The sequence below is a fragment of the Gammaproteobacteria bacterium genome (genome assembly GCA_029884425.1).
GTDB lineage: Bacteria > Pseudomonadota > Gammaproteobacteria > S012-40 > S012-40 > JAOUHV01.
Window position 1 is genome coordinate 1 of record JAOUHV010000051.1, and the last position, 21,952, is coordinate 21,952.

At 53.4% G+C, this 21,952-nt stretch carries 25 protein-coding genes; 14 read left to right on the plus strand and 11 right to left on the minus strand.

Features of this window, described 5'->3' with window-relative positions; all coding sequences use genetic code 11:
• Window positions 1-377: hypothetical protein (locus tag OEW58_11845; protein MDH5302043.1), on the plus strand; the 377-nt coding region annotated here is incomplete at its 5' end.
• Here OEW58_11845 and OEW58_11850 read toward each other — a convergent pair.
• Window positions 378-1,130, minus strand: a complete 753-nt coding sequence (locus OEW58_11850; GenBank protein ID MDH5302044.1) for a pteridine reductase — start codon at window positions 1,128-1,130, stop codon at window positions 378-380.
• 66 nt (window positions 1,131-1,196) lie between these two features.
• Here OEW58_11850 and OEW58_11855 point away from each other — a divergent pair, with 66 nt between their 5' ends.
• Both OEW58_11855 and dinB read left to right on the plus strand, forming a co-directional pair.
• A complete protein-coding gene (locus tag OEW58_11855; GenBank protein ID MDH5302045.1) occupies window positions 1,197-2,390 on the plus strand; it encodes an SAM-dependent methyltransferase in 1,194 nt (397 codons plus the stop codon).
• Window positions 2,391-2,413: 23 nt separating this feature from the next.
• Window positions 2,414-3,484, plus strand: a complete 1,071-nt coding sequence (gene dinB / locus OEW58_11860) for a DNA polymerase IV (GenBank protein ID MDH5302046.1) — start codon at window positions 2,414-2,416, stop codon at window positions 3,482-3,484.
• A 25-nt stretch (window positions 3,485-3,509) separates the two neighbouring features.
• On the opposite strand, the gene trpC is transcribed toward dinB, so the two are convergent.
• From trpC to OEW58_11875, 3 genes are read right to left on the minus strand one after another with little or no spacing between them, the layout of a single operon-like run.
• The gene (gene trpC, locus OEW58_11865; GenBank protein MDH5302047.1) at window positions 3,510-4,310 is read right to left on the minus strand and encodes an indole-3-glycerol phosphate synthase TrpC; all 801 of its coding nucleotides are present in this window, start codon (window positions 4,308-4,310) and stop codon (window positions 3,510-3,512) included.
• Window positions 4,311-4,318: 8 nt separating this feature from the next.
• Window positions 4,319-5,335, minus strand: a complete 1,017-nt coding sequence (gene trpD, locus OEW58_11870) for an anthranilate phosphoribosyltransferase (GenBank protein ID MDH5302048.1) — start codon at window positions 5,333-5,335, stop codon at window positions 4,319-4,321.
• A gap of 18 nt (window positions 5,336-5,353) precedes the next feature.
• Window positions 5,354-5,938, minus strand: a complete 585-nt coding sequence (locus OEW58_11875; protein MDH5302049.1) for an aminodeoxychorismate/anthranilate synthase component II — start codon at window positions 5,936-5,938, stop codon at window positions 5,354-5,356.
• A gap of 163 nt (window positions 5,939-6,101) precedes the next feature.
• On the opposite strand from OEW58_11875, the gene OEW58_11880 reads away from it, so the two are divergent.
• Window positions 6,102-6,956, plus strand: coding sequence for a glucosaminidase domain-containing protein (locus OEW58_11880; GenBank protein MDH5302050.1), 855 nt, complete (start codon window positions 6,102-6,104; stop codon window positions 6,954-6,956).
• Here the strand turns inward: OEW58_11880 and OEW58_11885 are convergent.
• Entirely contained in the window at window positions 6,931-7,971 is a 1,041-nt protein-coding gene (locus OEW58_11885) for a polysaccharide deacetylase family protein (GenBank protein MDH5302051.1), read from the minus strand. The two genes, OEW58_11880 and OEW58_11885, sit on opposite strands and share 26 nt — an antisense overlap.
• Before the next feature lie 79 nt (window positions 7,972-8,050).
• On the opposite strand from OEW58_11885, the gene OEW58_11890 reads away from it, so the two are divergent.
• Window positions 8,051-8,452 (plus strand): hypothetical protein, encoded by a 402-nt coding sequence (locus OEW58_11890; protein MDH5302052.1) that lies wholly within the window; start codon window positions 8,051-8,053, stop codon window positions 8,450-8,452.
• A 63-nt stretch (window positions 8,453-8,515) separates the two neighbouring features.
• On the opposite strand, the gene OEW58_11895 is transcribed toward OEW58_11890, so the two are convergent.
• On the minus strand, window positions 8,516-9,388 hold the full coding sequence (locus OEW58_11895; GenBank protein MDH5302053.1) for a phosphoribulokinase: 873 nt from the start codon (window positions 9,386-9,388) through the stop codon (window positions 8,516-8,518).
• Window positions 9,389-9,659: 271 nt separating this feature from the next.
• Between OEW58_11895 and OEW58_11900 the strand changes: the two genes are divergently transcribed.
• From OEW58_11900 to OEW58_11935, 8 genes are all read left to right on the plus strand, one after another.
• Window positions 9,660-10,940, plus strand: coding sequence for a 3-deoxy-D-manno-octulosonic acid transferase (locus OEW58_11900; protein MDH5302054.1), 1,281 nt, complete (start codon window positions 9,660-9,662; stop codon window positions 10,938-10,940).
• Window positions 10,937-11,878 (plus strand): radical SAM protein, encoded by a 942-nt coding sequence (locus OEW58_11905; GenBank protein ID MDH5302055.1) that lies wholly within the window; start codon window positions 10,937-10,939, stop codon window positions 11,876-11,878. Before OEW58_11900 ends, OEW58_11905 begins: the two co-directional genes overlap by 4 nt.
• Before the next feature lie 164 nt (window positions 11,879-12,042).
• Window positions 12,043-12,990, plus strand: coding sequence for an SPASM domain-containing protein (locus tag OEW58_11910; protein ID MDH5302056.1), 948 nt, complete (start codon window positions 12,043-12,045; stop codon window positions 12,988-12,990).
• A gap of 17 nt (window positions 12,991-13,007) precedes the next feature.
• A complete protein-coding gene (locus OEW58_11915) occupies window positions 13,008-14,066 on the plus strand; it encodes a glycosyltransferase family 9 protein (GenBank protein MDH5302057.1) in 1,059 nt (352 codons plus the stop codon).
• A 73-nt stretch (window positions 14,067-14,139) separates the two neighbouring features.
• Window positions 14,140-14,289, plus strand: a complete 150-nt coding sequence (locus OEW58_11920) for a hypothetical protein (protein ID MDH5302058.1) — start codon at window positions 14,140-14,142, stop codon at window positions 14,287-14,289.
• A 195-nt stretch (window positions 14,290-14,484) separates the two neighbouring features.
• Entirely contained in the window at window positions 14,485-14,691 is a 207-nt protein-coding gene (locus tag OEW58_11925) for a hypothetical protein (GenBank protein ID MDH5302059.1), read from the plus strand.
• 93 nt (window positions 14,692-14,784) lie between these two features.
• Window positions 14,785-15,627, plus strand: coding sequence for a phosphoserine phosphatase SerB (gene serB, locus OEW58_11930; GenBank protein ID MDH5302060.1), 843 nt, complete (start codon window positions 14,785-14,787; stop codon window positions 15,625-15,627).
• 50 nt (window positions 15,628-15,677) lie between these two features.
• A complete protein-coding gene (locus tag OEW58_11935; GenBank protein MDH5302061.1) occupies window positions 15,678-16,634 on the plus strand; it encodes an omptin family outer membrane protease in 957 nt (318 codons plus the stop codon).
• A 34-nt stretch (window positions 16,635-16,668) separates the two neighbouring features.
• Here the strand turns inward: OEW58_11935 and OEW58_11940 are convergent, their stop codons facing one another.
• The 5 genes from OEW58_11940 to thiS all read right to left on the minus strand — a co-directional run bounded on the left by OEW58_11940 (window position 16,669) and on the right by thiS (window position 20,125).
• Window positions 16,669-17,613, minus strand: coding sequence for a hypothetical protein (locus OEW58_11940; GenBank protein ID MDH5302062.1), 945 nt, complete (start codon window positions 17,611-17,613; stop codon window positions 16,669-16,671).
• 166 nt (window positions 17,614-17,779) lie between these two features.
• Window positions 17,780-18,268, minus strand: coding sequence for a host attachment protein (locus OEW58_11945; protein ID MDH5302063.1), 489 nt, complete (start codon window positions 18,266-18,268; stop codon window positions 17,780-17,782).
• 104 nt (window positions 18,269-18,372) lie between these two features.
• The gene (gene trmB / locus OEW58_11950; GenBank protein MDH5302064.1) at window positions 18,373-19,080 is read right to left on the minus strand and encodes a tRNA (guanosine(46)-N7)-methyltransferase TrmB; all 708 of its coding nucleotides are present in this window, start codon (window positions 19,078-19,080) and stop codon (window positions 18,373-18,375) included.
• Window positions 19,080-19,880, minus strand: coding sequence for a thiazole synthase (locus tag OEW58_11955; protein ID MDH5302065.1), 801 nt, complete (start codon window positions 19,878-19,880; stop codon window positions 19,080-19,082). Before OEW58_11955 ends, trmB begins: the two co-directional genes overlap by 1 nt.
• Before the next feature lie 38 nt (window positions 19,881-19,918).
• The gene (thiS, locus tag OEW58_11960; protein MDH5302066.1) at window positions 19,919-20,125 is read right to left on the minus strand and encodes a sulfur carrier protein ThiS; all 207 of its coding nucleotides are present in this window, start codon (window positions 20,123-20,125) and stop codon (window positions 19,919-19,921) included.
• Window positions 20,126-20,387: 262 nt separating this feature from the next.
• On the opposite strand from thiS, the gene OEW58_11965 reads away from it, so the two are divergent.
• Window positions 20,388-21,952, plus strand: a 1,565-nt coding sequence (locus OEW58_11965; GenBank protein ID MDH5302067.1) for an Ig-like domain-containing protein, incomplete at its 3' end; no start/stop codon positions are given.

Genomic DNA, 21,952 nt, shown 5'->3' on the forward strand with positions numbered 1-21,952 from the left:
CCGGCAGCGGCGGAACTCCCGGCAGCGGCGGAACTCCCGGCAGCGGCGGAACTCCCGGCACTGGCGGAACTCCCGGCACCGGCGGAACACCCGGCACCGGCGGAACACCCGGCACCGGCGGAACTCCCGGCAGCGGCGGTCAGCCGCCGTCGAATTCGCCTTTGCCACCTGACGATCCAATAGAGTTGCCGGATTTTACGCCAACGCCAGGGGATTCTCCGTGGCTGGATCCGGTTTCTCCGGGTGGTTCGAATACGCCCCCGTTGCCGCCGCCAGTGATTGTGGGGGCGCCGCAGCCATGGTTGCTGATGCTGTTGGGCGCGATATTGTTGGGCTGGGGGGGCTGGAGAAAATTCAGTGCCCAGCGTAGACGCTGATTAGTTCGAGAGTGTTCGACCGCCGTCCACGGCGAGTATTTGTCCAGTAGTGTAGTGGGCATCGCGCAGCAGGTAAACGACAGCGCGGGCGATATCTTCCGGGCTGCCGCTGCGTTTCAGTGCGGTGCGCCCCACAATTTCCTGCTTACCTAGTTCATCAATACCTTCGGGCCAGAGGATGGCGCCGGGGGCAACGGCGTTGACGCGTACCTCGGGTCCCAATTCGCGGGCCAACGATTTGGTCATCATCACCAGTCCCGCCTTGGCCATGCAGTAGACCGAATGGCCCTTTAGCGGCCGATCGGCATGAATGTCGACGATGTTGATGATCGCGCCTTGGTTTTTGGTCAGCTCTGGTGCAGCAGATTGGGCGAGAAAAAACGGTGCCTTCAGATTGCTGGCCATCAGATCATCCCATGCGGTCTCATTCACTTCACCGATCGGGGTGGGATAAAAACTGGAAGCGTTGTTAATCAGTACATCGAGTTGCCCCCATGCCTGAGTGGCTTCATTAATTAATTGAGGTAATGTCGCTGTGTTGGCCAAATCAGCCTGGAACAACTGCACTGAATTTGGACGCTGATTGTTCAATTCATCGGCCAGCGCCTGCGCCGCAGCGCGGGAGTAGCGGTAGTGCAGGGCAATGTTAGCCCCCTCGGCGTGCAGGCTGCGAACCATCGCTGCGCCCACGCGGTGAGCAGCACCGGTGACCAAGATCACTTTTTTTGCCAGGGAAGATGAACTATTCTGCACGTTGGAATCCTGAATTATTGATAGATGTGTTAACTTGACGCACAGTGTAGCCGAATATTCGCCATTATGAGCCTTGTCAGTAATTTTCTTGAATTGCCCGAACCCAGTGCCGATGAGCGTGCCTACAGTCAGCGCCTGGCTGCACTGATTGATCGCGATATCCAATCCCACGGCGGAAGAATTACCTTTGCCCGCTTCATGCAGATGGCGCTGTATACCCAGGACATGGGTTATTACACCGGCCCCAGTGAAATATTTGGTGACGGTGGCGATTTTGTCACCGCACCGGAATTAAGTTCGCTGTTTGGTCGTTGCGTTGCACGGCAGGCGCAGCAGGTGCTGCAACAAATCGGCGGTGGCGACATGCTGGAATTTGGCGCGGGCTCCGGCAAGCTCGCGCTGGATGTGCTTACCGAGTTGGAAAAACTCAACTGTTTGCCTCAGCACTATTACATCGTTGATATCAGTCATCGCCTGCGTGACCGTCAGCGTCAGCGATTATTGAGCGCGATGCCGTACATGGTGGATAGAGTGCATTGGCTGGATCGGATGCCGGATAATTTCAGCGGTTTTGTGTTTGGTAACGAAGTGCCTGACGCCATGCCGGTGCATCGGGTTCGTTTTTACCACGATAGACCGCATACCGAGTTGTATGTCACCGAAAACAATGGTCAGTTCGACTGGCTGGAGGCGGAACCCAGTAGTGATGAATTGCGCAGCGCCATCGACGAGGTTTTTGCCCAGTATCGTGGCCAGATATCCGATGGTTACACCAGTGAAATCAATTTGCAGATGCGTCCGTGGTTGCGCGAGTTAGCAAGCAAAATAAAAAAGGGCGCGATAGTGCTGGTGGATTATGGTTATGTGCGTCGCGAATTTTTCCAGGCTGAACGGTTTGAGGGAACGCTGATGGCGCACTTTAAACATCGTGCACATAGTTTTGTGCTCGCATGGCCTGGATTGCAGGATTTAACTGCGCATGTGGAGTTTACTGCCGTTGCTGATGCTGCATTTGACGCAGGACTGGATGTGTTGGGGTTCACCAATCAGGCCGGGTTTTTATCCGGCTGTGGTTTGGAATCCATGCTTCAGGAAGTTGATCCGGCAGATACCAAAAAATTCATCAGCTTTATTCAGCCAATAAAAAGGCTGATTATGCCAACAGAAATGGGCGAGCTTTTCAAAGTTATTGCATTGACCAAAGAAATCGATCCTCCTTTGATTGGTTTTACCATCATGGATCAGCGCGATCGCCTGTAGAGCATTGCTGGCGTCAATGTTTGATGCGAAAAATTATACATATCGATATGGATTGCTTTTACGCAGCGATAGAGGTGCGTGATGATCCATCCTTGCGCGGTCGACCGGTAGCGGTTGGTGGCAGCCCCGATCAGCGTGGCGTATTATGCACATGCAATTACGAGGCGCGACGTTATGGTGTGCGTAGCGCCATGCCCAGCGCTCATGCACTTCGACTTTGTCCGGATCTGGTGTTGCTGCCGGTGAACATGGAAAAATATCAGCAAGTGTCGCGCAAAATACAGGGAATATTTCGCCGTTACACCGAAATTGTAGAGCCCGTTTCTCTGGATGAAGCCTATTTGGATGTCACCGATGCGCCCCACTTCAAAGGTAGCGCCACTCTGATCGCGCAAGACATTCGTCGCAGCATTTATCTCAGTCTGAAACTGACGGCCTCTGCCGGCATTGCCGCCAATAAGTTTCTCGCCAAGACGGCGAGCGAATGGAATAAGCCCAATGGCCAATTTGTGCTGACACCCGACAAGGTTGATGATTTTCTCAATGATTTGTCCATCGAAAAGATTTACGGCGTCGGCAAAGTGACTGCCGCCAAATTGCATCATCTGGGAATTAAAACCTGTGGTCAGCTGCGCGGAAAAAGCCGAACTGAGCTGGCTCTTGAATTCGGTAGCTTTGGTGAGGAGCTATATAACTTGTCACGCGGCATTGATGATCGCCCTGTGCAACCGGAGCGCCAGCGAAAGTCGCTGAGCGTGGAAGAAACCTTTAATCATGACCTGAAAACGGCGGATGAATGCCTTAGCTATTTTTCGGAATTGTTTGCGCAGTTTTCTGTGCGTCTTGAGCACATTGATGACAAAACGCTTGCAGATATTAAATCGATTTTCGTTAAAATCAAGTTCAATGACTTTACCGTCACCACTATCCAGGCACCACTAAAGCAACTGGATCAGGCCGAGTTTGAGCAGTTGTTTCAGCAGCGATTTGACCAACAAAACAAACCTGTGCGACTACTGGGAATCGGCGTACATTTCCGCGAGGAAGAAGACGAAAACAATCGCCAGTTGTTGTTAAGTCTGCCGAAAATATAAAAGCCCGGAGACTCCGGGCTTTTTGTTATTTGAAAAACAGTCTCGCAAGCTCCGCTCCAGGATCGGTTGCACGCATGAACGCTTCGCCTACCAGAAAACTGTGAACATGATTTTTGCGCATCAGTTGTACGTCACTAGGTGCGAGTATGCCACTTTCGGTGACCACAATGGCGTTATCGGGAATCTGATCGAGCAGTTTCAGCGTGGTGTCGAGTGTGACTTCAAAGGTGCGCAGGTTGCGGTTGTTGATGCCGATCAACTCGTTGCCCAGTGGCAGAGCGCGATGCAGTTCGGCTTCATCATGCACTTCTATCAATACGTCCATGCCCAGCGTGTGCGCCAAGTCATTCAGGTGACGCATTTGCGCGTCGTCCAAGGCGGCAACGATAAGCAGGATGCAATCGGCGCCCATGGCGCGGGCTTCGTAGACCTGGTAGTCGTGAATGATAAAGTCTTTGCGAATTACCGGCAGATCGCATGCGGCGCGTGCTTGTTTGAGGTATTCATCCGCGCCTTGAAAAAAATCGACATCGGTCAGCACCGACAGGCAGGCGGCTCCGGCAGCGGCGTAGCTTTTGGCGATCTCGGCAGGCACAAAGTGTTCGCGGATTACGCCTTTGCTGGGTGAGGCTTTTTTGATTTCAGCAATGACAGCGGGCTGGCCGGCGGCAATTTTTCGCTGCATGCTGGCAACGAATCCGCGAGGCGCGTCTGCGTGCGCGAGGCGGGATTTTAACTGCTCAATGCTGACCGTTTGGCTGCGCTCGGCAACTTCCTGGTCTTTGCGGGCGAGAATTTTTTTCAGAATATCAGGTGTATTGCTCATCGTGCTATTTATGCTTTTTGTGACATGCTGACCAGGTCAGCGAGTTTCTGTTTGGCGGCGCCGCTGGCGATCACCTGCTGTGCTTTTTCAATACCACCGGCCAGGGTGTCGGTAATTCCAGAGGCATAAATCGATGCGCCGGCATTCAAGGCAACAATGTTTGTCCATGGACCGGGCTCGTTATTGAGCACTTTGTTGATCATCGCCAGGCTTTGTTGTGCGCCATCAACGGCCAGTGCTTTGATGTCGCCACGAGTGATTCCAAACTGTTCGGGGGTGATGGTGTAGGTTTTGACTTCACCATTTTTCAACTCAGCCACGTGCGTGGGTGCTGCAATGGAAATTTCGTCCATGCCGTCTTCGGCGTGCACCACCAGTACGTGTTTGCTGCCCAGTTGTTTTAACACTTCGGCCAAGGGCACCAGCCAGTCTTTGGAAAACACCCCAATCACTTGATTGGGCGCACCTGCCGGATTGGTCAGCGGGCCAAGGACGTTGAAAATGGTGCGCACACCCATTTCGCGACGTGGGCCGATGGCGTGTTTCATCGCGCTGTGATGCATGGGTGCGAACATGAAGCCAACGCCGCATTCGTTGACGCAGCGAGCCACTTGTTCGGCGGATAAGTCCAGACGAATGCCAGCGGCCTCCAGGGCATCGGCACTGCCGGATTTGCTGGAAATGGAACGATTGCCGTGTTTGGCAACCTTGGCGCCGGCGGCAGCGGCAACAAACGCGCTGGCGGTGGAAATGTTAAAGGTGTTGGCGCCGTCACCGCCGGTGCCGCAGGTGTCGACCAGATGTGGGCCGTTGACGTCGACGCGCTGCGCCAGTTCACGCATGACGCTGGCGGCAGCCGCGATTTCGTCCACGGTTTCGCCCTTCATGCGCAGGCCAATCAGAAAGCCGCCAATCTGTGCCTGGGTTGCTTCGCCGGTCATGATGGTGCGCATGACCTGGGTCATGTCGGCGCGGCTGAGATTGCGACGATCGATAACGGTGCGAATGGCCGATGGCAAGTCCATGATGCGTTCCTTTTGCGGTTAAACGGTCATTTTCAGGAAGTTGGCCAGCATTTCGTGGCCTTGTTCTGAGAGGATGGATTCAGGATGGAATTGTACGCCTTCCACCGCCAGGGTTTTGTGGCGTACGCCCATGATTTCGTCGATGCCGCCATCGGCGGTTTCGGTCCAGGCGGTGACTTCCAGGCAATCGGGCAGGCTGGCCTGCTCGATGACCAGCGAATGATAGCGGGTCACTTCCAGCGGATTTTTCAGGCCGGCAAATACGCCGATGTTTTTGTGTCTAACCATGGAGGTTTTACCATGCATGATTTGTTTGGCGCGAACGATGCGGCCGCCAAAGGCTTGGCCAATGCTCTGGTGTCCCAGGCAAACGCCCAAAATGGGAATTTTGCCGGCAAATTGATTAATGGTGGGCACCGATACGCCGGCTTCGGTGGGGGTGCAGGGGCCGGGTGAAATAACGATGCGTTCTGGCGCTAATTTCGCAATCTGCTCCAGGGTGATCTGGTCGTTGCGATGGACAGCAACCTCAACTCCCAGTTCACCAAAATACTGAACCAGGTTGTAGGTGAAAGAGTCGTAGTTGTCGATCATCAACAGCATGCTAGTCTTCGCTCGCGACGGAAAACGCCAAGTTTAACACGGGGAAAGCGGAATTTGGCAGATGACCAAATTTTGATCCGAGCGCAGTAGTCTGGTATGGTGCGTGGCTCTGAAGTGGCTGGTTGGTTAAGTAATGACCAGAAAAATGGATGGAACAATCAAGATGATAGTGAAAATTTTGCTACCTGCCGTACTTGCTGGTGTGATTTGGCTTAACACGGTGGGAGCGGAAACACAGACGCATTATCAAGGCATGGACGTGGATTCGTTAGCGCAGCTCAAGGCGTTGATGAGCAGCGTGGAGCAGGTCGAGGATGGGCCGATGCTGCGGACTTTGCCGCCGGATTATGCTGAGGTGACGGACGTTGACGAGAAAAAGCAGCTGTTTATCAGTGTGCTGACGCCGATCGTGCTGGCAGAAAATCGCCGTATTGCTGAACAGCGGGCGCTGTTGAAATTGATGTTGTCACGCCAGGGTGACGGTGAGCGGGAGCTGGGCGATTCTCCCGCGGATCAATGGTTACTCAAGCTGCTTAAGCGTTATCGCGTACCGCATCAGAACGTACTGAATGAAGACGTTGGTCGTTTGTTGCTGCGTCGCATGGATGTGGTGCCACCCTCGCTGGTATTGGCGCAAGCGGCAATTGAGAGCGGCTGGGGCACGTCGCGATTTGCACTTGAGGGCAACAGCCTGTTCGGTCAATGGACCTGGGCAGAAGGCAAGTCGATGACGCCATCGGACCGTGCAGAAGGTGCGACCCATGGCGTGCGCAAGTTTGTGTCGCTGCGCGCATCGGTGCGTTCGTATCTGCTGAATTTGAACACCAATCGTGCCTACCGTGAATTGCGTGGCCTGCGTGAGCAGCAGCGCGAACAGGGCGAACCACTGGATGCTTACCAGTTGGCGGCGGGGCTGAGCCGATATTCTCAGCGCGGCGATGAGTACGTGCGTGATGTGCGTGCGATGATTCGTTCGGACGAATTACAGATGATCAATCTTCAGCTTGCCCAGCGATAATCCACGGCTGGCTGAACCAATAATAACGGCCCGGCTGATCGCTGGGGATGGTGCAGTTGTAGCGACTGCGTCGTCCGCTCAGCGGTTGGTCGGTGCTGACTTCAAATTCGACGTTGGGCTTGATCCAGCGTACTCGCATGTTGCCTTCACCAAAACAGCGTATTTGCGCGGCACGGGGCAAGGATTGACTCAGTTCCACTCGCAGTTTCGGTGCCTGATGATTTTGCCGTAGGGGATCGGCTGGATGCAGTTTACGGATGGGCATGGCCAGGCTGTTGGCTTTATCGATGAACTGCGGCAAATCGCCATAAAACTCTGATTGGGGAAAGCGCGGCAAGGCCAGAATATCTGAATGCAGATTGATGGTGCCCGAGTGTTGTCCAAAAGCAATCCAGCCCAGCTCCTTAATGATCTGTTTGAGTTCCTCGCTGTATTCGCCGTATGGGTATGCGAAGACGCTGCTGCGAATGCCTAGTTGCTGCTGTAATTGCTGTTGGGAGTGCAGCAGATCGGTGCGTATCCGCTGGCGCCACTGGCTGGCGGTTTCGTTATCGCGTCGTTCGGTCAGGTGATCGTGACTGGCAGTGTGCGGCGCGAATTCCACGCCGGCGTCACGCATTTCCCGCAGCTGCGACCAGTTCATGTAATTGGGATAGCGGCGATCGACATAGTCGGTGGCAACGAATACTGCAAACGGAATGTTGCGCGAGCGCAATTCAGGAAAGGCTTGCTGGTACACGGACAGATAGGCATCGTCGATGGTGATGACTACGGTTTTGTCGGGAATGGGTTGCTGCTTGCGCAGCGCATCTTCCAGGCGGCTGAGTGACCAAAATTGAAACCGCTGCTGCTGCAGATAATCCAGTTGGGCACGAAACTGTGCCATGCGAATGTTGGTGCTGGGCAGGGTGGGTTCGCCGAACCGATGGTAGATGAACACGGTGGCGTCGCTGCGCCCAAGGGTTGGCCAGGCGGTCAGCAAAATTATAATCAGGGCGAGCCACGCGGGATTCATGGGATTGAACAAATCTCTTGGTTAGCTATCAAACGTGCTATGTTAACGTCCGCTTGTTGCCAATGCTAACAGGAGTTGTATGTTTACCGTCGAAACTGTCGTTGCCTCTGCTGTTGTCTACCTTTTGATGCTGATTGCTGCTCACATGCACAAACATCGCATGATCCATGTGCCGGCGATGAGTTTTGTGATGCTGTTTGATTTACTGATGCCGGTTTATCTCTATATGAACCGCGACTGGAAAGAGCGACTGATTGATGGTGGCGAGATTTTCAGTTTTCTGATCTGGATGCACGTCGGTTTGGTACTGACGCTGTATGCGCTGTATGCCATACAGATTGCCGAAGGCCGCAAGTTGTTGCGCGGCGATCAGTCCGGCCGCGAAGCACACAAGATGCAGGCACGCGGCATTATGGCGGCGCGGTTCATCGTGATTCTGACCGGGGCATTCCTCTACGAGCCGGAAAAGCCGGTGATGTAGTTCTTTTCTGGATATAAAAAAGCCCCGCAGAGCGGGGCTTTTTTTGTGTTCGATGGAAGCAAATTACGCTTTGCGCTTCTTCTCGATCATGTTGTGGATCATCGGTGTCAGGATCAATTCCATCGCGAAGCCCATCTTGCCGCCAGGTACAACCAGGGTGTTGGGGCGAGACATGAAGGAATCCTTGATCATGTTCTGCAAGTAAGGGAAATCGATGGTGTCTGGCTTGCGGAACCGAATAACGATGAAGCTCTCGTCTGGCGTTGGAATGTCGCGCGAGATGAAAGGATTGGATGTGTCCACGGTTGGTACGCGCTGGAAGTTTACGTCAGTGCGTGAGAACTGTGGCGTGATGTGCGAGATGTAGTCCGGCATGCGGCGCATGATGGTGTCTACGATCGCCTCAGCGGAGTAACCACGCTGGGCTGCGTCACGGTGAATCTTCTGGATCCACTCCAGGTTAACGATGGGCACTACGCCAACCAGCAGGTCGGTGTACTTGGCAACGTTAACTTCTTCAGTAACCACACCGCCGTGCAGACCTTCGTAGAACAGCAGGTCAGTGCCGGCAGGGATGTCTTCCCAAGGAGTAAATTCACCTGGCTGCAGCGGTGCGTAGGGTGCTGCCTCTTCTACAGAGTGCAGGTATTTACGTACTTTACCGCTACCGGTTTCGCCGTATACGCGGAACAACTCTTCCAGTTTGTCGAACACGTTGCCTTCAGGGCCAAAGTGAGACACGTTGGTGCCATCTTTGGCTGCCTGGGCGATAGCTGCACGCATTTCTACGCGGTTAAAGCGGTGAAAGCTGTCGCCTTCAACCACGGCAGGATTGATACCTTCGCGGCGGAAAATGTGCTCGAAAGCATTTTTAACGGTGGTGGTACCCGCACCGGAAGAACCGGTAACGGCGATAACAGGATGTTTGATAGACATAGCTACTCCTCAAAAATGATTTAGCAATTCTTTTCTCTGCCGCGATCGCCGGGTACAGCTTCAGCGGCTTACCCACTTAAAAATCAGTGAGTTAGTTAAAATCGTTAGACGTCGGGCGCCGACAGTCGGCCGTTGCCGAGGAAATGTATCCGGGGCGGGCGCCACGCACAAGGGCGCGATTATACCTAATTTGCTTGACAGTGTCGCGAATAAAGGGGCTTGGCGCTAAAATAGCGGCGGAACCGGGAATTCGCTCGGTTGAGGAAGTGATATGCGTTTGATCTGGCAGGGAATTTATTGTTACGTGGCGCAGCCGCTGATGCGGTTGGGTTTGTCGCTGGCGGCAAGAAAAAACAAGAAACTTGCGCAAACACTTGCGGGGCAGCAGGGCTGGAGTGAGCGCCTGCAGCGACAGTTGCAGCAGCGCAGCGCAGATCGGAAGTTGATCTGGTTTCATGTGGCCAGTGCAGGCGAGTATCTGCAGGCCTGTCCGGTGATGGAGCGGCTGATGCTGCGTGGCCATGAGTGCGTGCTGACCATTACCTCGGTGTCGGGCTATCAGTGGGCGACCAAACGCAAGCTGCATCCCAGTCTGGTGGCGATTGAATACCTACCGCTGGACACCCGCCAAAATGTACGCACCTTGCTGGAAATGATTCGGCCCGATGCGCTGGTCTATGTCAAATTTGACCTGTGGCCCAACTTGATCTGGGAAAGCCGCAAACGAGGCATTCCGCAATTTTTGATTTCTGCGACCCTGCACGAAAAATCCAAGCGCGTTACGTCGGGCTTGGCGCGTTCGTTATACCGCAGCCTGTACCAGTCATTGGACGGGATTTTTGCCGTGTCGGACCAGGATACAGAGCGATTCCTGGCGACTTGCCCGAATCACCCCAATACCCACACGGTGGGCGATACCCGATTTGACAGCGTGCTTGATCGTCGCGCCAGCATCAAACCTCCGGCATTGCCCGAATACTTGAAGCAGTCTCCGGTACTGATTTTGGGTAGCTGCTGGCCGCAAGACGAAGCGGTGGTGATGGACGGGATTTGTCAGGCGCTACGCACTTTTCCGGAAATGTATTTGATTGTTGCGCCCCATGAAATTGATTCGGCGCATCTTGAGGATTTAAACCTGCAACTGGCAGAATTTGGTGTGCAGCGACTCAGTCAGTTCCAGTCCCTGCCTGATCAGCGCGTGGTGCTGGTGGACAGCGTAGGCCAGCTGTCAGCGTTGTATTGCTACGCGGATATTGCCTTTGTCGGCGGCGCCTTCGGCAAAGGGGTGCACAACGTCATGGAACCCAGCGCCATGGGTGTGCCGGCGATCATGGGGCCGTTTTATCAAAACTCACCAGAGGCCATGCAGTTGGTGGAAAAAGGCAAGGCATTTAGTATTCAGGATGGTCAGCAGTTTACGCAGCTTTTGTTTGACTTATTGTCACGGCCTGCGTACCGTCAAAAAGCAGGCGAGGATGCTGCGCGCTTTATAGAAGCTCAGGCAGGTGCATCGGACGCTTGTTACAAGTTAATAGAGGAAGTTATTGAATGAGTCGCCCTACGTTTAAGCCGCATCGTAAGTTATACGCAAAAACACCGGCTGTTATACAAATTGAAACAACTATCAAATGCAATGCAACCTGCTGGTTTTGCCCGCAGAATAATGCGCTGCGCCAGCCCAACTACATGGAAGAATCCATCTGGAAAAAAATTATCGACGAGAGTCGCGGGCTGGGTGTTACCTATCGGCCATTTTTGTTAAACGAACCGTTTGCTGACAAGCGCATGGTTGACATCGTGCGCTACATCAAACAAGACCCGACAGCCAAGGTGGAATTTAACACCAACGGCAGTATGCTGACGCACAAAGTTACCGACAAATTGCTGGAAATTGGCGTGGACACCATGCGGTTTTCCATTGACGGTTTTTACAAAACGACCTTCGATGAAAGTCGCGGCATCAACTATGACCGTGTTTATGACCATGTTGGCTATTTTCTCGCACAGGCCAAGCAGGCGAGCAAACCCGTGCAGACCGAAGTGCGGATGATCAGATTGCCGGGTACCGATCAAGAACAGGTTGAATTCAAGGCATATTGGGAAAAACATGCTCCCGACCAAGTGGTTTTCACCGATTTGTATCGTTATCCGTGGGAAGGTCAGACGTACGCAGTAAACAAACCCTGTTTGAAAGTTCAGGATGAAATGTTTTTCTACGTTGATGGTACCGCAACGCTATGTTGTTGGGATTCCAAAGGCAGACAAATCGTTGGCGATATCAAAACCGAATCGTTATTGGACATCTGGGGCGGCCAAAAATTAGCAAGTTGCCGGGCGTTGCTGGATGCTGGCAAGCGCGATCAACTGGAATTGTGCATGCGTTGTGATGCCTATGAAAATGTTGATTTTAGCGAGTGGGAAGGCTTTGTGGCGGATGAACAGAAAACGAGCAAGTTTCCGCCTATTCCGGTCAATGTGATCAGCGTATAGCTTTGTTCTTAGTCTTTTTTTGTCGGTTTTAAATGATTTGCGCTCCGACCTGTGCAAGATGATGGTGGTCTCCTTTGACAACATTGCGTTAGGCGAATAGGGTAGATGGAGAGCGAAGCGGGCCAGGGACGGTGGCCGCTGGATTGGAGTATTAAGGAAAGGGAGTGTCCGTGATTTTGGTTAGAGATCCGCAGATATCGTCAACGCTGTCGCTGCACAAAAAAGTGCCGAGCGTGATTCATATCGAGACCGTCGTGAGTGGTGTGGGTGATGTTTTTTCGTCGGCGGACGGAAAGAGTTGCGAGCCGGTTTTTATGGAGCGCGCGACATGGAAAAAGATCATCGACAGCAGTCGCGGCTTGGGTGTTACCTATCGCCCGTATTTGTTCAGCGAACCGTTGCTGGACAAGCGCATGCCGGAAATAATCCGCTACATCAAAAAAGATCCAACCGCCAAAGTTGAATTGCGCACCAATGCATCGTTGTTGACACCGCTGTTAAGCGAAGAGTTGATCGCGCTGCACGTGGATGCGTTTTGCTTTCAGTTTTCGGAAGACTGCCTGGGTGGATTCAAACGTCAGTCGGATGTGAGTTGCACGCAGGCGGGGATTCACGTCGGCTATTTTCTCGGTCGCTTGCGAGAAAGTGGCAAAAATATCGCGGTTCAAATCGAGCTGCAGAGCAACAAAGTGCGACAGGATCAGTTTGTTGCCATCAAAAAGTTTTGTGAGCAATACGGCTCGCAGATTCAGGTGCGATTTGCCAGCGAAGGATATTTTCCTTGGCGGCAGGACGGTGCTGTGGCTGTGAGCAAACCGTGTCAGCGTATGGCGGAACAAATTACATTTTTTGTCGATGGTACGGCCAGTTTGTGCAGCCTGGATGTAGAAGGCCGGCAATTGGTGGGCGACATTCACGAGCGCGGCGTTGTCGACATCTGGAATGGCGAAGAAATTAATCGCTGTCGCCAGTTGCTGGCAACGGGACAGCGCCGGGAATTGGCGTTGTGCCGGGGCTGCGCGCTGGATGGTGACGTCGACATTCAATTCAAGGACAGTTACACTCGCGGAAAAGTGATACCGTTGATCACTCGGATTCCGTCAAAAGTTTAAGAGTTTAGCTAGTCTCCATGAAATCATTGTTGGAAAGTCCACCTGGGCGGATTTGCGTCATGCGATTGTCTGCCTTGGGGGATGTCTGTCATGCATTGCCTGTGGTTCGTACCCTGCAAGCGCGCTTCCCGCTGGCCAAAATCACTTGGATTATTGGCAAAATCGAACACCAATTGCTGGGCGATATCCCGGAAATTGATTTTGTTGTGTTTGATAAATCGCTGGGTCTGGGGGCCTACAAAAAATTGCGTGCTGATCTAAACGGCAGGCAATTTGACCTATTGTTGCACATGCAAACATCATTGCGCGCCAATGTCGCCGCATGGATGATTCCGGCCAAAATCAAGTTGGGTTTTGATCGGGCTCGCGCCAGAGAGGGGCATGGCTGGGTGATCAATCAAACCATTCAGCCAGGCAGGCCGCAGCATCAAGTGGATGACATGTTTGGTTTTGCCCGTGCATTGGGGATCGAGCAGCGGCGACTGGAATGGAATATTCCTATCCCGCAGGCAGCCCAGCAGTTCGCCGTCGAGCAATTACCAGCAGGGAAAAAAATCCTCGCGATCAATGCCTGCTCCAGTCCGTCCAAACGGGTCCACCGCAACTGGTACGCAGAGGGTTATGCTCAGGCGGCGGATTTTGCTGTGCGCGAATTGGGTATGCAGGTGGTGTTGGTAGGTGGTCCGACGGAGCGGGAAAAGCAGACCGCAAAGGCAATACTGGCCGCCAGTCCGGTGGCGCATATCAACCTGGTTGGCAAAACCAACTTGAAGCAATTGTGTGCTGTTTTGCAGCGGGCGGACTTGTTGCTCACCTCGGATTCAGGACCGGCGCACATCGCCAATGCGGTGGGGACACGGGTGGTTTGCCTGCATGCGGCAACCAATCCCTACCAAACCGGGCCGTATCTGGATCAGGATCGTGCCGTCAATAAGTACCCGCAGGCGGTGCAGGCCGAATACGGCAAGCCCCTGGCTGATTTGCCTTGGGGTGTGCGTGCTCATGGCGAAGATGTGATGCGTTTGATCACCGTTGATGAGGTTCAGGACGCTCTGCGCCGCGCATTGGCAGAATAAATTTGGGGTTTTGGCCTGGTCTGGCGACAAATTTGCCTTGTTAAGACGGGAGTGGTTTCGTCAGGAGCGTCCCATGAATCCAACGATCAAGCAGAAATACCCCCTTTTTCTACGTCTTGTGCTGGAGCAGCAAAAATCCAAGCGCGAGAAAGCGCCCTGTCCGCTGGCACCGCTGGATCAGGCGGCTCCAGCTGATGATAAGTCAGGTGGCTCGGGGAAATAGTCTAGACCGCTGAAGCGGGCGCTTACTTTCTCTGGGGTAAGACAAATACCCTACAATTAATGATTGTTTAATCTTTGATCACTACACTTTGCCTGGCAGGTGTAGGGAGCCCCCCAAACGATTTCCTCACCTGTCAGGAAACACAAAGCGCTTTGTGTCCTTGTTGCCGTCAGATTGTTATTTTTGGAGGTAGCTATGGCACAGGAACAAACCAGGTTTGGTCGCATCTGTCTGTATGAGCGGTTTACCGACGAGGCAGGCGTGACGTACATCAAAAACAGCGGATTAACCGCGACAAATGTCGGCTGGCCGAAAGATACCTATTACTTTCAGCACGCAGACCTGGTGTACAGCACCGATGACAAAACCCGTTATTACAACTTGCGAAAGCCGGCGCACTGATCACGCGACCGGGCCTTTCGCCCGTTTTTTATTTCTCTGTTTCCTCGGTACGGTACAATAGCGCCCACTGATCAACGAGCTGTGGGCGGTTTCATGTACAAAATCATTTTGCAGGGTCCAAGATTGTCTGCCGAGCTAGGCCAGCAACTGGCCCTAGAGTTGGATGCCAGAATTGACTTCAAGCGGGGCTTTGCAGTGGTGCATCTCGCCAATGCACCCAGTCAATCGCGGTTGCAGGCACTGCGCGCCCACTACCCTTTCGATATCAATCTACTGCCTCGTGGCTTTGACGGCTCGCAGGTGAAGCTGGTTATTTCTGACATGGACTCCACCTTGATTTCGATTGAGTGCATCGACGAAATCGCCGATTTTGCCAACGTCAAACCCCAGGTGTCGGCGATCACCGAAGCGGCGATGCGCGGCGAATTGGACTTTGAGGGCTCACTGACCCGGCGTGTCGCGCTGTTGGCGGGCTTGTCCACCGACGTGCTGCAAACCGTCTATGACGATCGGCTGAAACTCAATCCCGGTGCCGAGCTGATGCTGTCGGGCTTGAGGCGGCAGCAGATCAAATTTGCGCTGGTGTCCGGCGGCTTTACTTTCTTCACTGATCGGCTCAAGCAGCGACTCAAGCTGGATTACAGTCGTGCCAACGTGCTGGAAAAAGTCGACGGCAAACTGACCGGCAAGGTGTTGGGCAAAATCATCGGCGCGGAAGCCAAGGAAGAGTTTTTACAGGAGCTTTGCTTGCAAATGGGCATCAGCCGCAGTCAGGTGCTGGCCGTTGGCGATGGTGCCAACGATCTAAAAATGCTGTCGGTTGCCGGTATCGGTGTGGCGTACTACGCCAAACCCAAGGTGCAGGAACAGGCTGACGCGGTGATCAATCACGCCGGCCTGGAAGGTTTGCTGGGGCTGCTGGAAATAGAGCACTGATCACTTGTCAAAAACGACAGGGAGGTCTGATTTTGTTCAGGGAGATTTTTATGCGTATTGGTAAGCCTTCGGTAGTTTTTACTGGTTTGTGCTCTCTCATTTTTTTTTCAAACACAGCTCGGGCATTTGATGTTGAAGCTGCATACGGACAGCGTGACGGTGAGGTGGCCTATCAGATTGGAGGAAGTGTAACACCCTCTAACGGTGAGTCTTATAGGATCAGGTTTCCGATCAGTGAATTGCGTTTTCCTATAAATACGAAGGTGGCAAATATTGTCTTGTTCCTGCCACTGGATGATCGATGGACTTTGACGGTCGCAGTTGTAGAAACCGTCTCGTCAAATTCAGGCAAAATGATCGATAGCGATTGGGGGATTAAATACTATCTTGCCGATCCAAATGCGATGCGAGATTCGCTGGATATTTATTCTGAAAGTCAGTTACAGATGAATGGTCGGGATTTCTCGCTGGAGGCTTTTAAGAAAGTGTCTTTTGTTGGCTATGAAGATTGGAATATTGAACTTGGTGGTGGAGCATTGCAGCAGAAATATGATTTCACTGCGGGCAATACACTGGAGGAATATCCATCCACACCCACCGCTTCGCCGATTTACATAGCCGGAGAAACGATCAAGTATGAATATCAATCTAAAATGCTTTATGTCGCGTTTAAAACTACCAGACACTTATCTGAAAAATATCATCTATCTTTTTATGGGGCGTATTCGCCAAAGGTCATAATTAGCGATTTTGACAATCATCTTTTGCGTGACAAAACGGCTACGGGCAGTTCTGAAGGATGGGGAGGGCAATATAAAGCAGCATTTATTCGCAGCCTTTCGAAGAATAGTGAAATATTTGTGCAGGCGAGATATCAAAAGACCGTCGCAAACGGAATACAAACGCAGCGATCAAACGAAACTGGAGTTTATACCGAGACTGATATTGGGCTGCGCAATATCAACGTTCAAAAAAGCCTTAGCGTTGGCGCGAGCATTGAATTTTAGTGGCTGGCCGTAACTCTTGGCCAGCCAAATAAGATTACATCGCGAAGATGATGCTCAATCCCAATGTCGTTCCAGATGAAGACCAAACTTCCTTTGTGCCGGCAACATTATCTTCTTCTTTTATGTTGTCGAAAAAACCGTAACCTGCGGTGCCAGCAATGGAGATATCTTTGCTGGCGTGTAAATAATAAGTTGCGGAGAAACCAAGACCAGAGTACGGCAGTGATTTTGTGTCGCCACTTTTTCCTGTGAAGGAGTAGTTATACATAAAGGCGAGGTTCAGATCAGACTTGTCATTTATGTATTTAACAGCCCCCAGATTTAGCAAGATCTCATCCCCTGGTGCTTTTTTTTCGCCATTCTCTGTTTTGCTCCCCGATATGGTGTATTTAAGGAGTGAATAAGGAGTGATGTCTGAAGTTTTGTACGACCATGCAGCGCCTGCTGCGTAGTCAGTCATGCCAGTGCTTGCACCGCCCTGTTTTAGATCTTGAGTTTTGGTGCCGTTTTCGATGATTTCAGGTTGGCCGGGGTCGTCGTCACCCACTGGGAAGGAGGCTGATGCGCCCAAAACCACCCTGTGGTTGTTGCTATCAGTCAGTAGAGTCACGTACAACAATTTCGCATCTCCCAGGCCTTTTTCTGCACCTCTAAATTTTGCCTGGTATCCACTAGCACTTGCATCAAATTCAGTTTGGCTATTTGCAACGTGCTCTATTTGGAGTGAAACGGTGGAAACGTTAGATAATCCGTATGAATAGTTTAGATCGGTACTTTGGCTTTCTCCTTTGCCGGAAACGCGGAGCACCGTACCCGATGAGAGGTAGGTAATTTCGCTGTCAATATCCATGCGGGTGACGGATGGGGTAAGGCTGAAATAGCTGTCGCCAGATCTGACGAGATCGGTTGGTGCGATAGGGGGGGAGGCAGTAGCACTAAAACTCAAAAACGTGACAAACAACAAAACTATCTGTCTCATGACTATACTCCTGTAGTTAAAAAGGTCCCTGAAAAATCTGCGAGGGTTTACTGATGCTATTGATTTATCAAGAAGCTATAGGAAAAGTGGGGGAATTTCAATGGAGTCTTGTAGGCTGGCGCCGGCCCTCCCCCTATGTGGGGTGGGGAAGGGCTGTGTGGGCGGCTCAGGCCGGCAGCCGCCCGGCCTGCTTGCCGATCAGGCCGTCCGCCAGAAGATGCTCGACAATCTCCGCCGAGCTGAGTTTGGTCAGATTCTTGGCAACGTCCTGTCGAGTCAGGAACGAGGGGCATAAGTCATCCAGGGCTTCGCGCAGTACGCCGAGCATGGGTTTGGATGCGACCACCAGGAGTTCGTAGGCATTTTCTTCAGCGCAGGCCTGGACGGCGACGCTGGCGGCGCGTTTGGCGAACGCGCGTTCGTGCTCTGCGCGCTGTCGCTCGCGATGGTCGTCGTAGCTATGTAGTTTTCCACTGCGGGATGATGCAGTGCCGCCGGGCTGGGTTTCGCTCCACAAGTCCCGATCGGCGAGTCTGGCTTCAGGATTGGCCAGGCTGTTCATTTCAATCAGGCAGTAGCCAGTAACGTTATCACCGCGCACGGCGAATATGCGCGCACGCGCCTCATCGGCAACCAACAGGCAACAATCGCTCATACATTTTCTCCCACTCATTTGTGTACAGACCAACAACTAAGCTTTGTTGGCAAATGGGTAAAAAGCAAGGCGAATAGTAATATTCCGTGATTTACGACCGGACTTTAGCTCTTTTGGTCGTCGAGACGGGCGTAGCACAAATCCCAGGTGCCATGCCCCAGACGCTGGCCGCGTTTTTCAAACTTGGTCAGTGGCCGCAGTTCGAAGCGGGGCATGTAGCCATTGTCCGCCGCGCAATTTTGATAGCGGGGACAGGCGTTCATGACCTCGAGCATTTGCACCGCGTAGTCTTCCCAGTCGGTGGCCATGCGGAACAGGCCGCCGGGCTTGAGCTTGTCAGCTACCATTTGCGCAAACTCCGCGTTCAGGATGCGGCGTTTATTGTGCTTTTTTTTGTGCCAGGGGTCGGGGAAAAACAGGTAAACGCCTTCCAGCGAGCCGTCGGCGATCTGCTTTTTGAAGATTTCCACCGCGTCATGGGTGATGATGCGAATATTCTTCAGACCTTTGTCCGCCGCGTTCAGCAGCAGGTGGCCAACGCCGGGACGGTGGACCTCGATGCCGATGAAGTCGATCTCGGGACAGGCTTCGGCCATGGCCAGCAGCGCTTCGCCGCGACCAATGCCGATCTCGATATGCTTGGGCGCACTGCGGCCGAAAATCGCGTCCAGATCCAGGGGGTGCTCACCCGCTTCAATACCGTAGAATGGCCAATGATCTTCCAGTGCGCGTTCCTGACCGACGGTCAGCCGTCCCTGGCGACGCACAAAACTGCGGACGGTGCGAAAGTATTTAGATTGTTGCTCGTCCACTAGAAAAACAGTCCGTCGATGGGTGAAGAAGCCGAGGCAAACTGTTTTTTGGGCACGCGGCCCGCCAGATAGGCTTCGCGGCCGGCTTCAATGGCTTTTTTCATCGCCGAGGCCATCAGCACCGGATTGCGTGCGCCGGCAATGGCGGTGTTCATCAACACGCCATCGCAGCCCAACTCCATCGCCACTGCAGCATCGGATGCGGTGCCTACGCCGGCATCCACCAAGATGGGCACCTTGGCATTTTCAACGATGGTGCGAATGTTGTAGGGATTGCGGATGCCCAGGCCGGAGCCAATAGGCGCCGCCAGCGGCATGACGGCGACGCAGCCCATTTCTTCCAGCACCTTGGCGGCAATGGGGTCGTCATTGGTGTAAACCATGATCTTGAAACCATCGTTCACCAGCACTTCTACCGCCTTGTAGGTTTCGCGGATGTCGGGGAACAGGGTTTTTTCGTCGCCCAGTACTTCCAGTTTCACCAGATCATGGCCACCCAGCAGCTCGCGCGCCAAACGACAGGTGCGAATCGCATCCTGGGCGTTGTAGCACATGGCGGTATTGGGCAGGTAGGTGATGCGTTCCGGCGGCAGGGCTTCCAGAATGTTGGGTTCGCCCTTCATGTGGCCCATGTTGGTGCGGCGTACCGCCACGGTCATGATCTGCGCGCCGCTGGCGTCGGTGGCGGCGACGGTCTGGGCCATATCTTTGTACTTGCCGGAACCGACCAGCAGGCGTGAGGTATAGGTTTTGCCGGCGATAATCAGGGGATCGTTGGCCGCATCATAAACTTGGGACATGGTTCTACTCTCTAGGGTAATTCAACAATTCAGGTGACTCAGGCTGCGCCGCCGCCGATGGCGTGGACAATTTCCACCCGGTCGCCACTTTTGAGCATGTGTTGCGGGTGCTGGCTGCGGGGCACGATCTCGAGGTTGACCTCGACCGCCAAACGTCCTTCAGTCAGGCCCAAGTCCTTGATTAAATGGGCGACAGTGTAATTGTCCCGGATTGTGCGGGACTCGCCATTAACAACAATTTCCATCAGTCAAACGCCACGGGTTACGGAAAAGGCGCTATTTTACACCAAGGCGCGGGATAATGCGGCGTCAACCAATATGCCGTATGATATTGACGCGTTTGCACAGTCTGCAGGCCGTTTCCTAGGTGTTTTACGCGGTATTCCTTCCGGGGTTTGGGGGGCTTTTTAACTTGGCGTAAAGCAGCGGCTGCTATTCTAGGTCAAAATTTCTTGGGCCCCTGTTTTGTTAAACAACGTTAGACTTCTGCTGATTGCTGTTACCTGTGTGGCGTTGAGCGCCTGTGGTCTGGGTAGCAAAAGCAACGAACTGCTATTGCAACCGCAGCAAATTCACTTTGATGAGCGCGGCCCGCTGCTTCATCCGTGGGGAACGACCGGGGTGGTGAATCCGGCCCTGGGCGGCGAAGGTGTGGGCGAAGTGCGCTATTCCAGCAGTGACGACAGCATTGCCAGCGTAAACCCAGTCAGCGGTGAGTTGACCCTGCACCGGGTCGGACGGGCGGTGATTACCGCCGTCAAGGCCGCCGATTTCCGTTTTGACGAGGCCAGTGCCAGCTATACGCTGTGGGTGACGCGGAAGAATCGTGATTTGAAATTTGAGTTCCCTGGCAACCACACCGTCGTCATTTCCCAGGGGACATTTGCCAATCCGGTGATTGATCCGCCGAAGTTGACCGTGGTTTACAAAACCAATAACCCCTCAGTGGCTCAGGTAGACGATCGGGGACTGGTAACACTAAACAGCGTGGGCAATGCGGTGCTGACGGCCTATGTGGCCGGGGATTTTTGGTATGCCCCTGCCGAGCAGTATTACAGCCTGCAGGTGACGCGCCTGGCGCAACAAATCCAGTTTGATAATCCTGGGCCGCTGGCCATTCGTTTGGGCACGGCTGGGGTGGCGAACCTGGCCAGCGGCGGTGCGGGCAATGGCTCAATTTCCTATTTCAGCAGCAACGAAGCGGTGGCCAAGGTCGATCCGATCAGTGGCGTGCTGACGCTGATCAGCGAAGGGGTGTGTGAAATCACTGCTGTCAAACCTGCCGATGCGCTGTATGCCGAAGCAGTGGCGCATTATCAGTTGCGGGTTGAGGCTAAAGACCCGCAAATTGTGTTCGAGCGTAGCGGTGATTTGCACGCATTCGTTGGCGAGACGGTGATCAATCCGGCGTATTCCAATTATGGCAATAAGGTGGTGAGCTACCAGAGCAGTAACCGGGCGGTGGCGACGGTGAATGCCAGTACCGGCGAAGTCAAAGTGCTGGCCGCAGGCACGGCGAAAATTACCGCAAGCCAATTGCATCTGCTGGCCAGTTACAACCTCAATGTTGCGCCGACCGCCAACGTGAGGGCGATGGCCTGGAGTGGCGTCGATGACACGGTGTTTGAATTTGATAACGATACGGTGATTGCCAGCGCCCAGCCGCTGGGGATGGTGATGCGCTATGGTGATGTTTGTCTGCCGTCACAAACGCCACCTTGTGCGGACGCGGACTCGACGTTGCTGACTGAGCAGAATTTGCAGTTGTTTAATTTGCAGCTGGACTGGAGCGAACGGGCGCAGCTGACGTACGGCGAACGCAATTCTGCAGTGTTTGAATCCAATGCGCTGTTACCGCCCATGGATGGTTCGACGGTGGTGTCGTTTGCCGGCAAGTTGTGGCGTCTCAGTGAGATGGCGTCACCGGGTTTATGGGTGTCTGACGACGGTACTGGCTGGAAAAAACAGGAAGTAAGAACCGACGAAGCGCGGGCTTTGTTCAGTCGCGTGCAGGGCCGCTTGCTCAGTTTCGGTGGCAAGCTGTGGATGCTTGGTGGTGCGACCCTGTTGGC

What these genes read in the sequence shown, in the direction of transcription:
- OEW58_11855 (MDH5302045.1), top strand. Translation starts at nt 1,197, where the DNA reads ATGAGCCTTGTCAGTAATTTTCTTGAATTGCCCGAACCCAGTGCCGAT.
- dinB (MDH5302046.1), top strand. Translation starts at nt 2,414, where the DNA reads ATGCGAAAAATTATACATATCGATATGGATTGCTTTTACGCAGCGATA.
- trpC (MDH5302047.1), bottom strand. Translation starts at nt 4,310, where the DNA reads ATGAGCAATACACCTGATATTCTGAAAAAAATTCTCGCCCGCAAAGAC.
- trpD (MDH5302048.1), bottom strand. Translation starts at nt 5,335, where the DNA reads ATGGACTTGCCATCGGCCATTCGCACCGTTATCGATCGTCGCAATCTC.
- OEW58_11875 (MDH5302049.1), bottom strand. Translation starts at nt 5,938, where the DNA reads ATGCTGTTGATGATCGACAACTACGACTCTTTCACCTACAACCTGGTT.
- OEW58_11880 (MDH5302050.1), top strand. Translation starts at nt 6,102, where the DNA reads ATGATAGTGAAAATTTTGCTACCTGCCGTACTTGCTGGTGTGATTTGG.
- OEW58_11885 (MDH5302051.1), bottom strand. Translation starts at nt 7,971, where the DNA reads ATGAATCCCGCGTGGCTCGCCCTGATTATAATTTTGCTGACCGCCTGG.
- OEW58_11890 (MDH5302052.1), top strand. Translation starts at nt 8,051, where the DNA reads ATGTTTACCGTCGAAACTGTCGTTGCCTCTGCTGTTGTCTACCTTTTG.
- OEW58_11895 (MDH5302053.1), bottom strand. Translation starts at nt 9,388, where the DNA reads ATGTCTATCAAACATCCTGTTATCGCCGTTACCGGTTCTTCCGGTGCG.
- OEW58_11900 (MDH5302054.1), top strand. Translation starts at nt 9,660, where the DNA reads ATGCGTTTGATCTGGCAGGGAATTTATTGTTACGTGGCGCAGCCGCTG.
- OEW58_11905 (MDH5302055.1), top strand. Translation starts at nt 10,937, where the DNA reads ATGAGTCGCCCTACGTTTAAGCCGCATCGTAAGTTATACGCAAAAACA.
- OEW58_11915 (MDH5302057.1), top strand. Translation starts at nt 13,008, where the DNA reads ATGAAATCATTGTTGGAAAGTCCACCTGGGCGGATTTGCGTCATGCGA.
- OEW58_11920 (MDH5302058.1), top strand. Translation starts at nt 14,140, where the DNA reads ATGAATCCAACGATCAAGCAGAAATACCCCCTTTTTCTACGTCTTGTG.
- OEW58_11925 (MDH5302059.1), top strand. Translation starts at nt 14,485, where the DNA reads ATGGCACAGGAACAAACCAGGTTTGGTCGCATCTGTCTGTATGAGCGG.
- serB (MDH5302060.1), top strand. Translation starts at nt 14,785, where the DNA reads ATGTACAAAATCATTTTGCAGGGTCCAAGATTGTCTGCCGAGCTAGGC.
- OEW58_11935 (MDH5302061.1), top strand. Translation starts at nt 15,678, where the DNA reads ATGCGTATTGGTAAGCCTTCGGTAGTTTTTACTGGTTTGTGCTCTCTC.
- OEW58_11940 (MDH5302062.1), bottom strand. Translation starts at nt 17,613, where the DNA reads ATGAGACAGATAGTTTTGTTGTTTGTCACGTTTTTGAGTTTTAGTGCT.
- OEW58_11945 (MDH5302063.1), bottom strand. Translation starts at nt 18,268, where the DNA reads ATGAGCGATTGTTGCCTGTTGGTTGCCGATGAGGCGCGTGCGCGCATA.
- OEW58_11955 (MDH5302065.1), bottom strand. Translation starts at nt 19,880, where the DNA reads ATGTCCCAAGTTTATGATGCGGCCAACGATCCCCTGATTATCGCCGGC.
- thiS (MDH5302066.1), bottom strand. Translation starts at nt 20,125, where the DNA reads ATGGAAATTGTTGTTAATGGCGAGTCCCGCACAATCCGGGACAATTAC.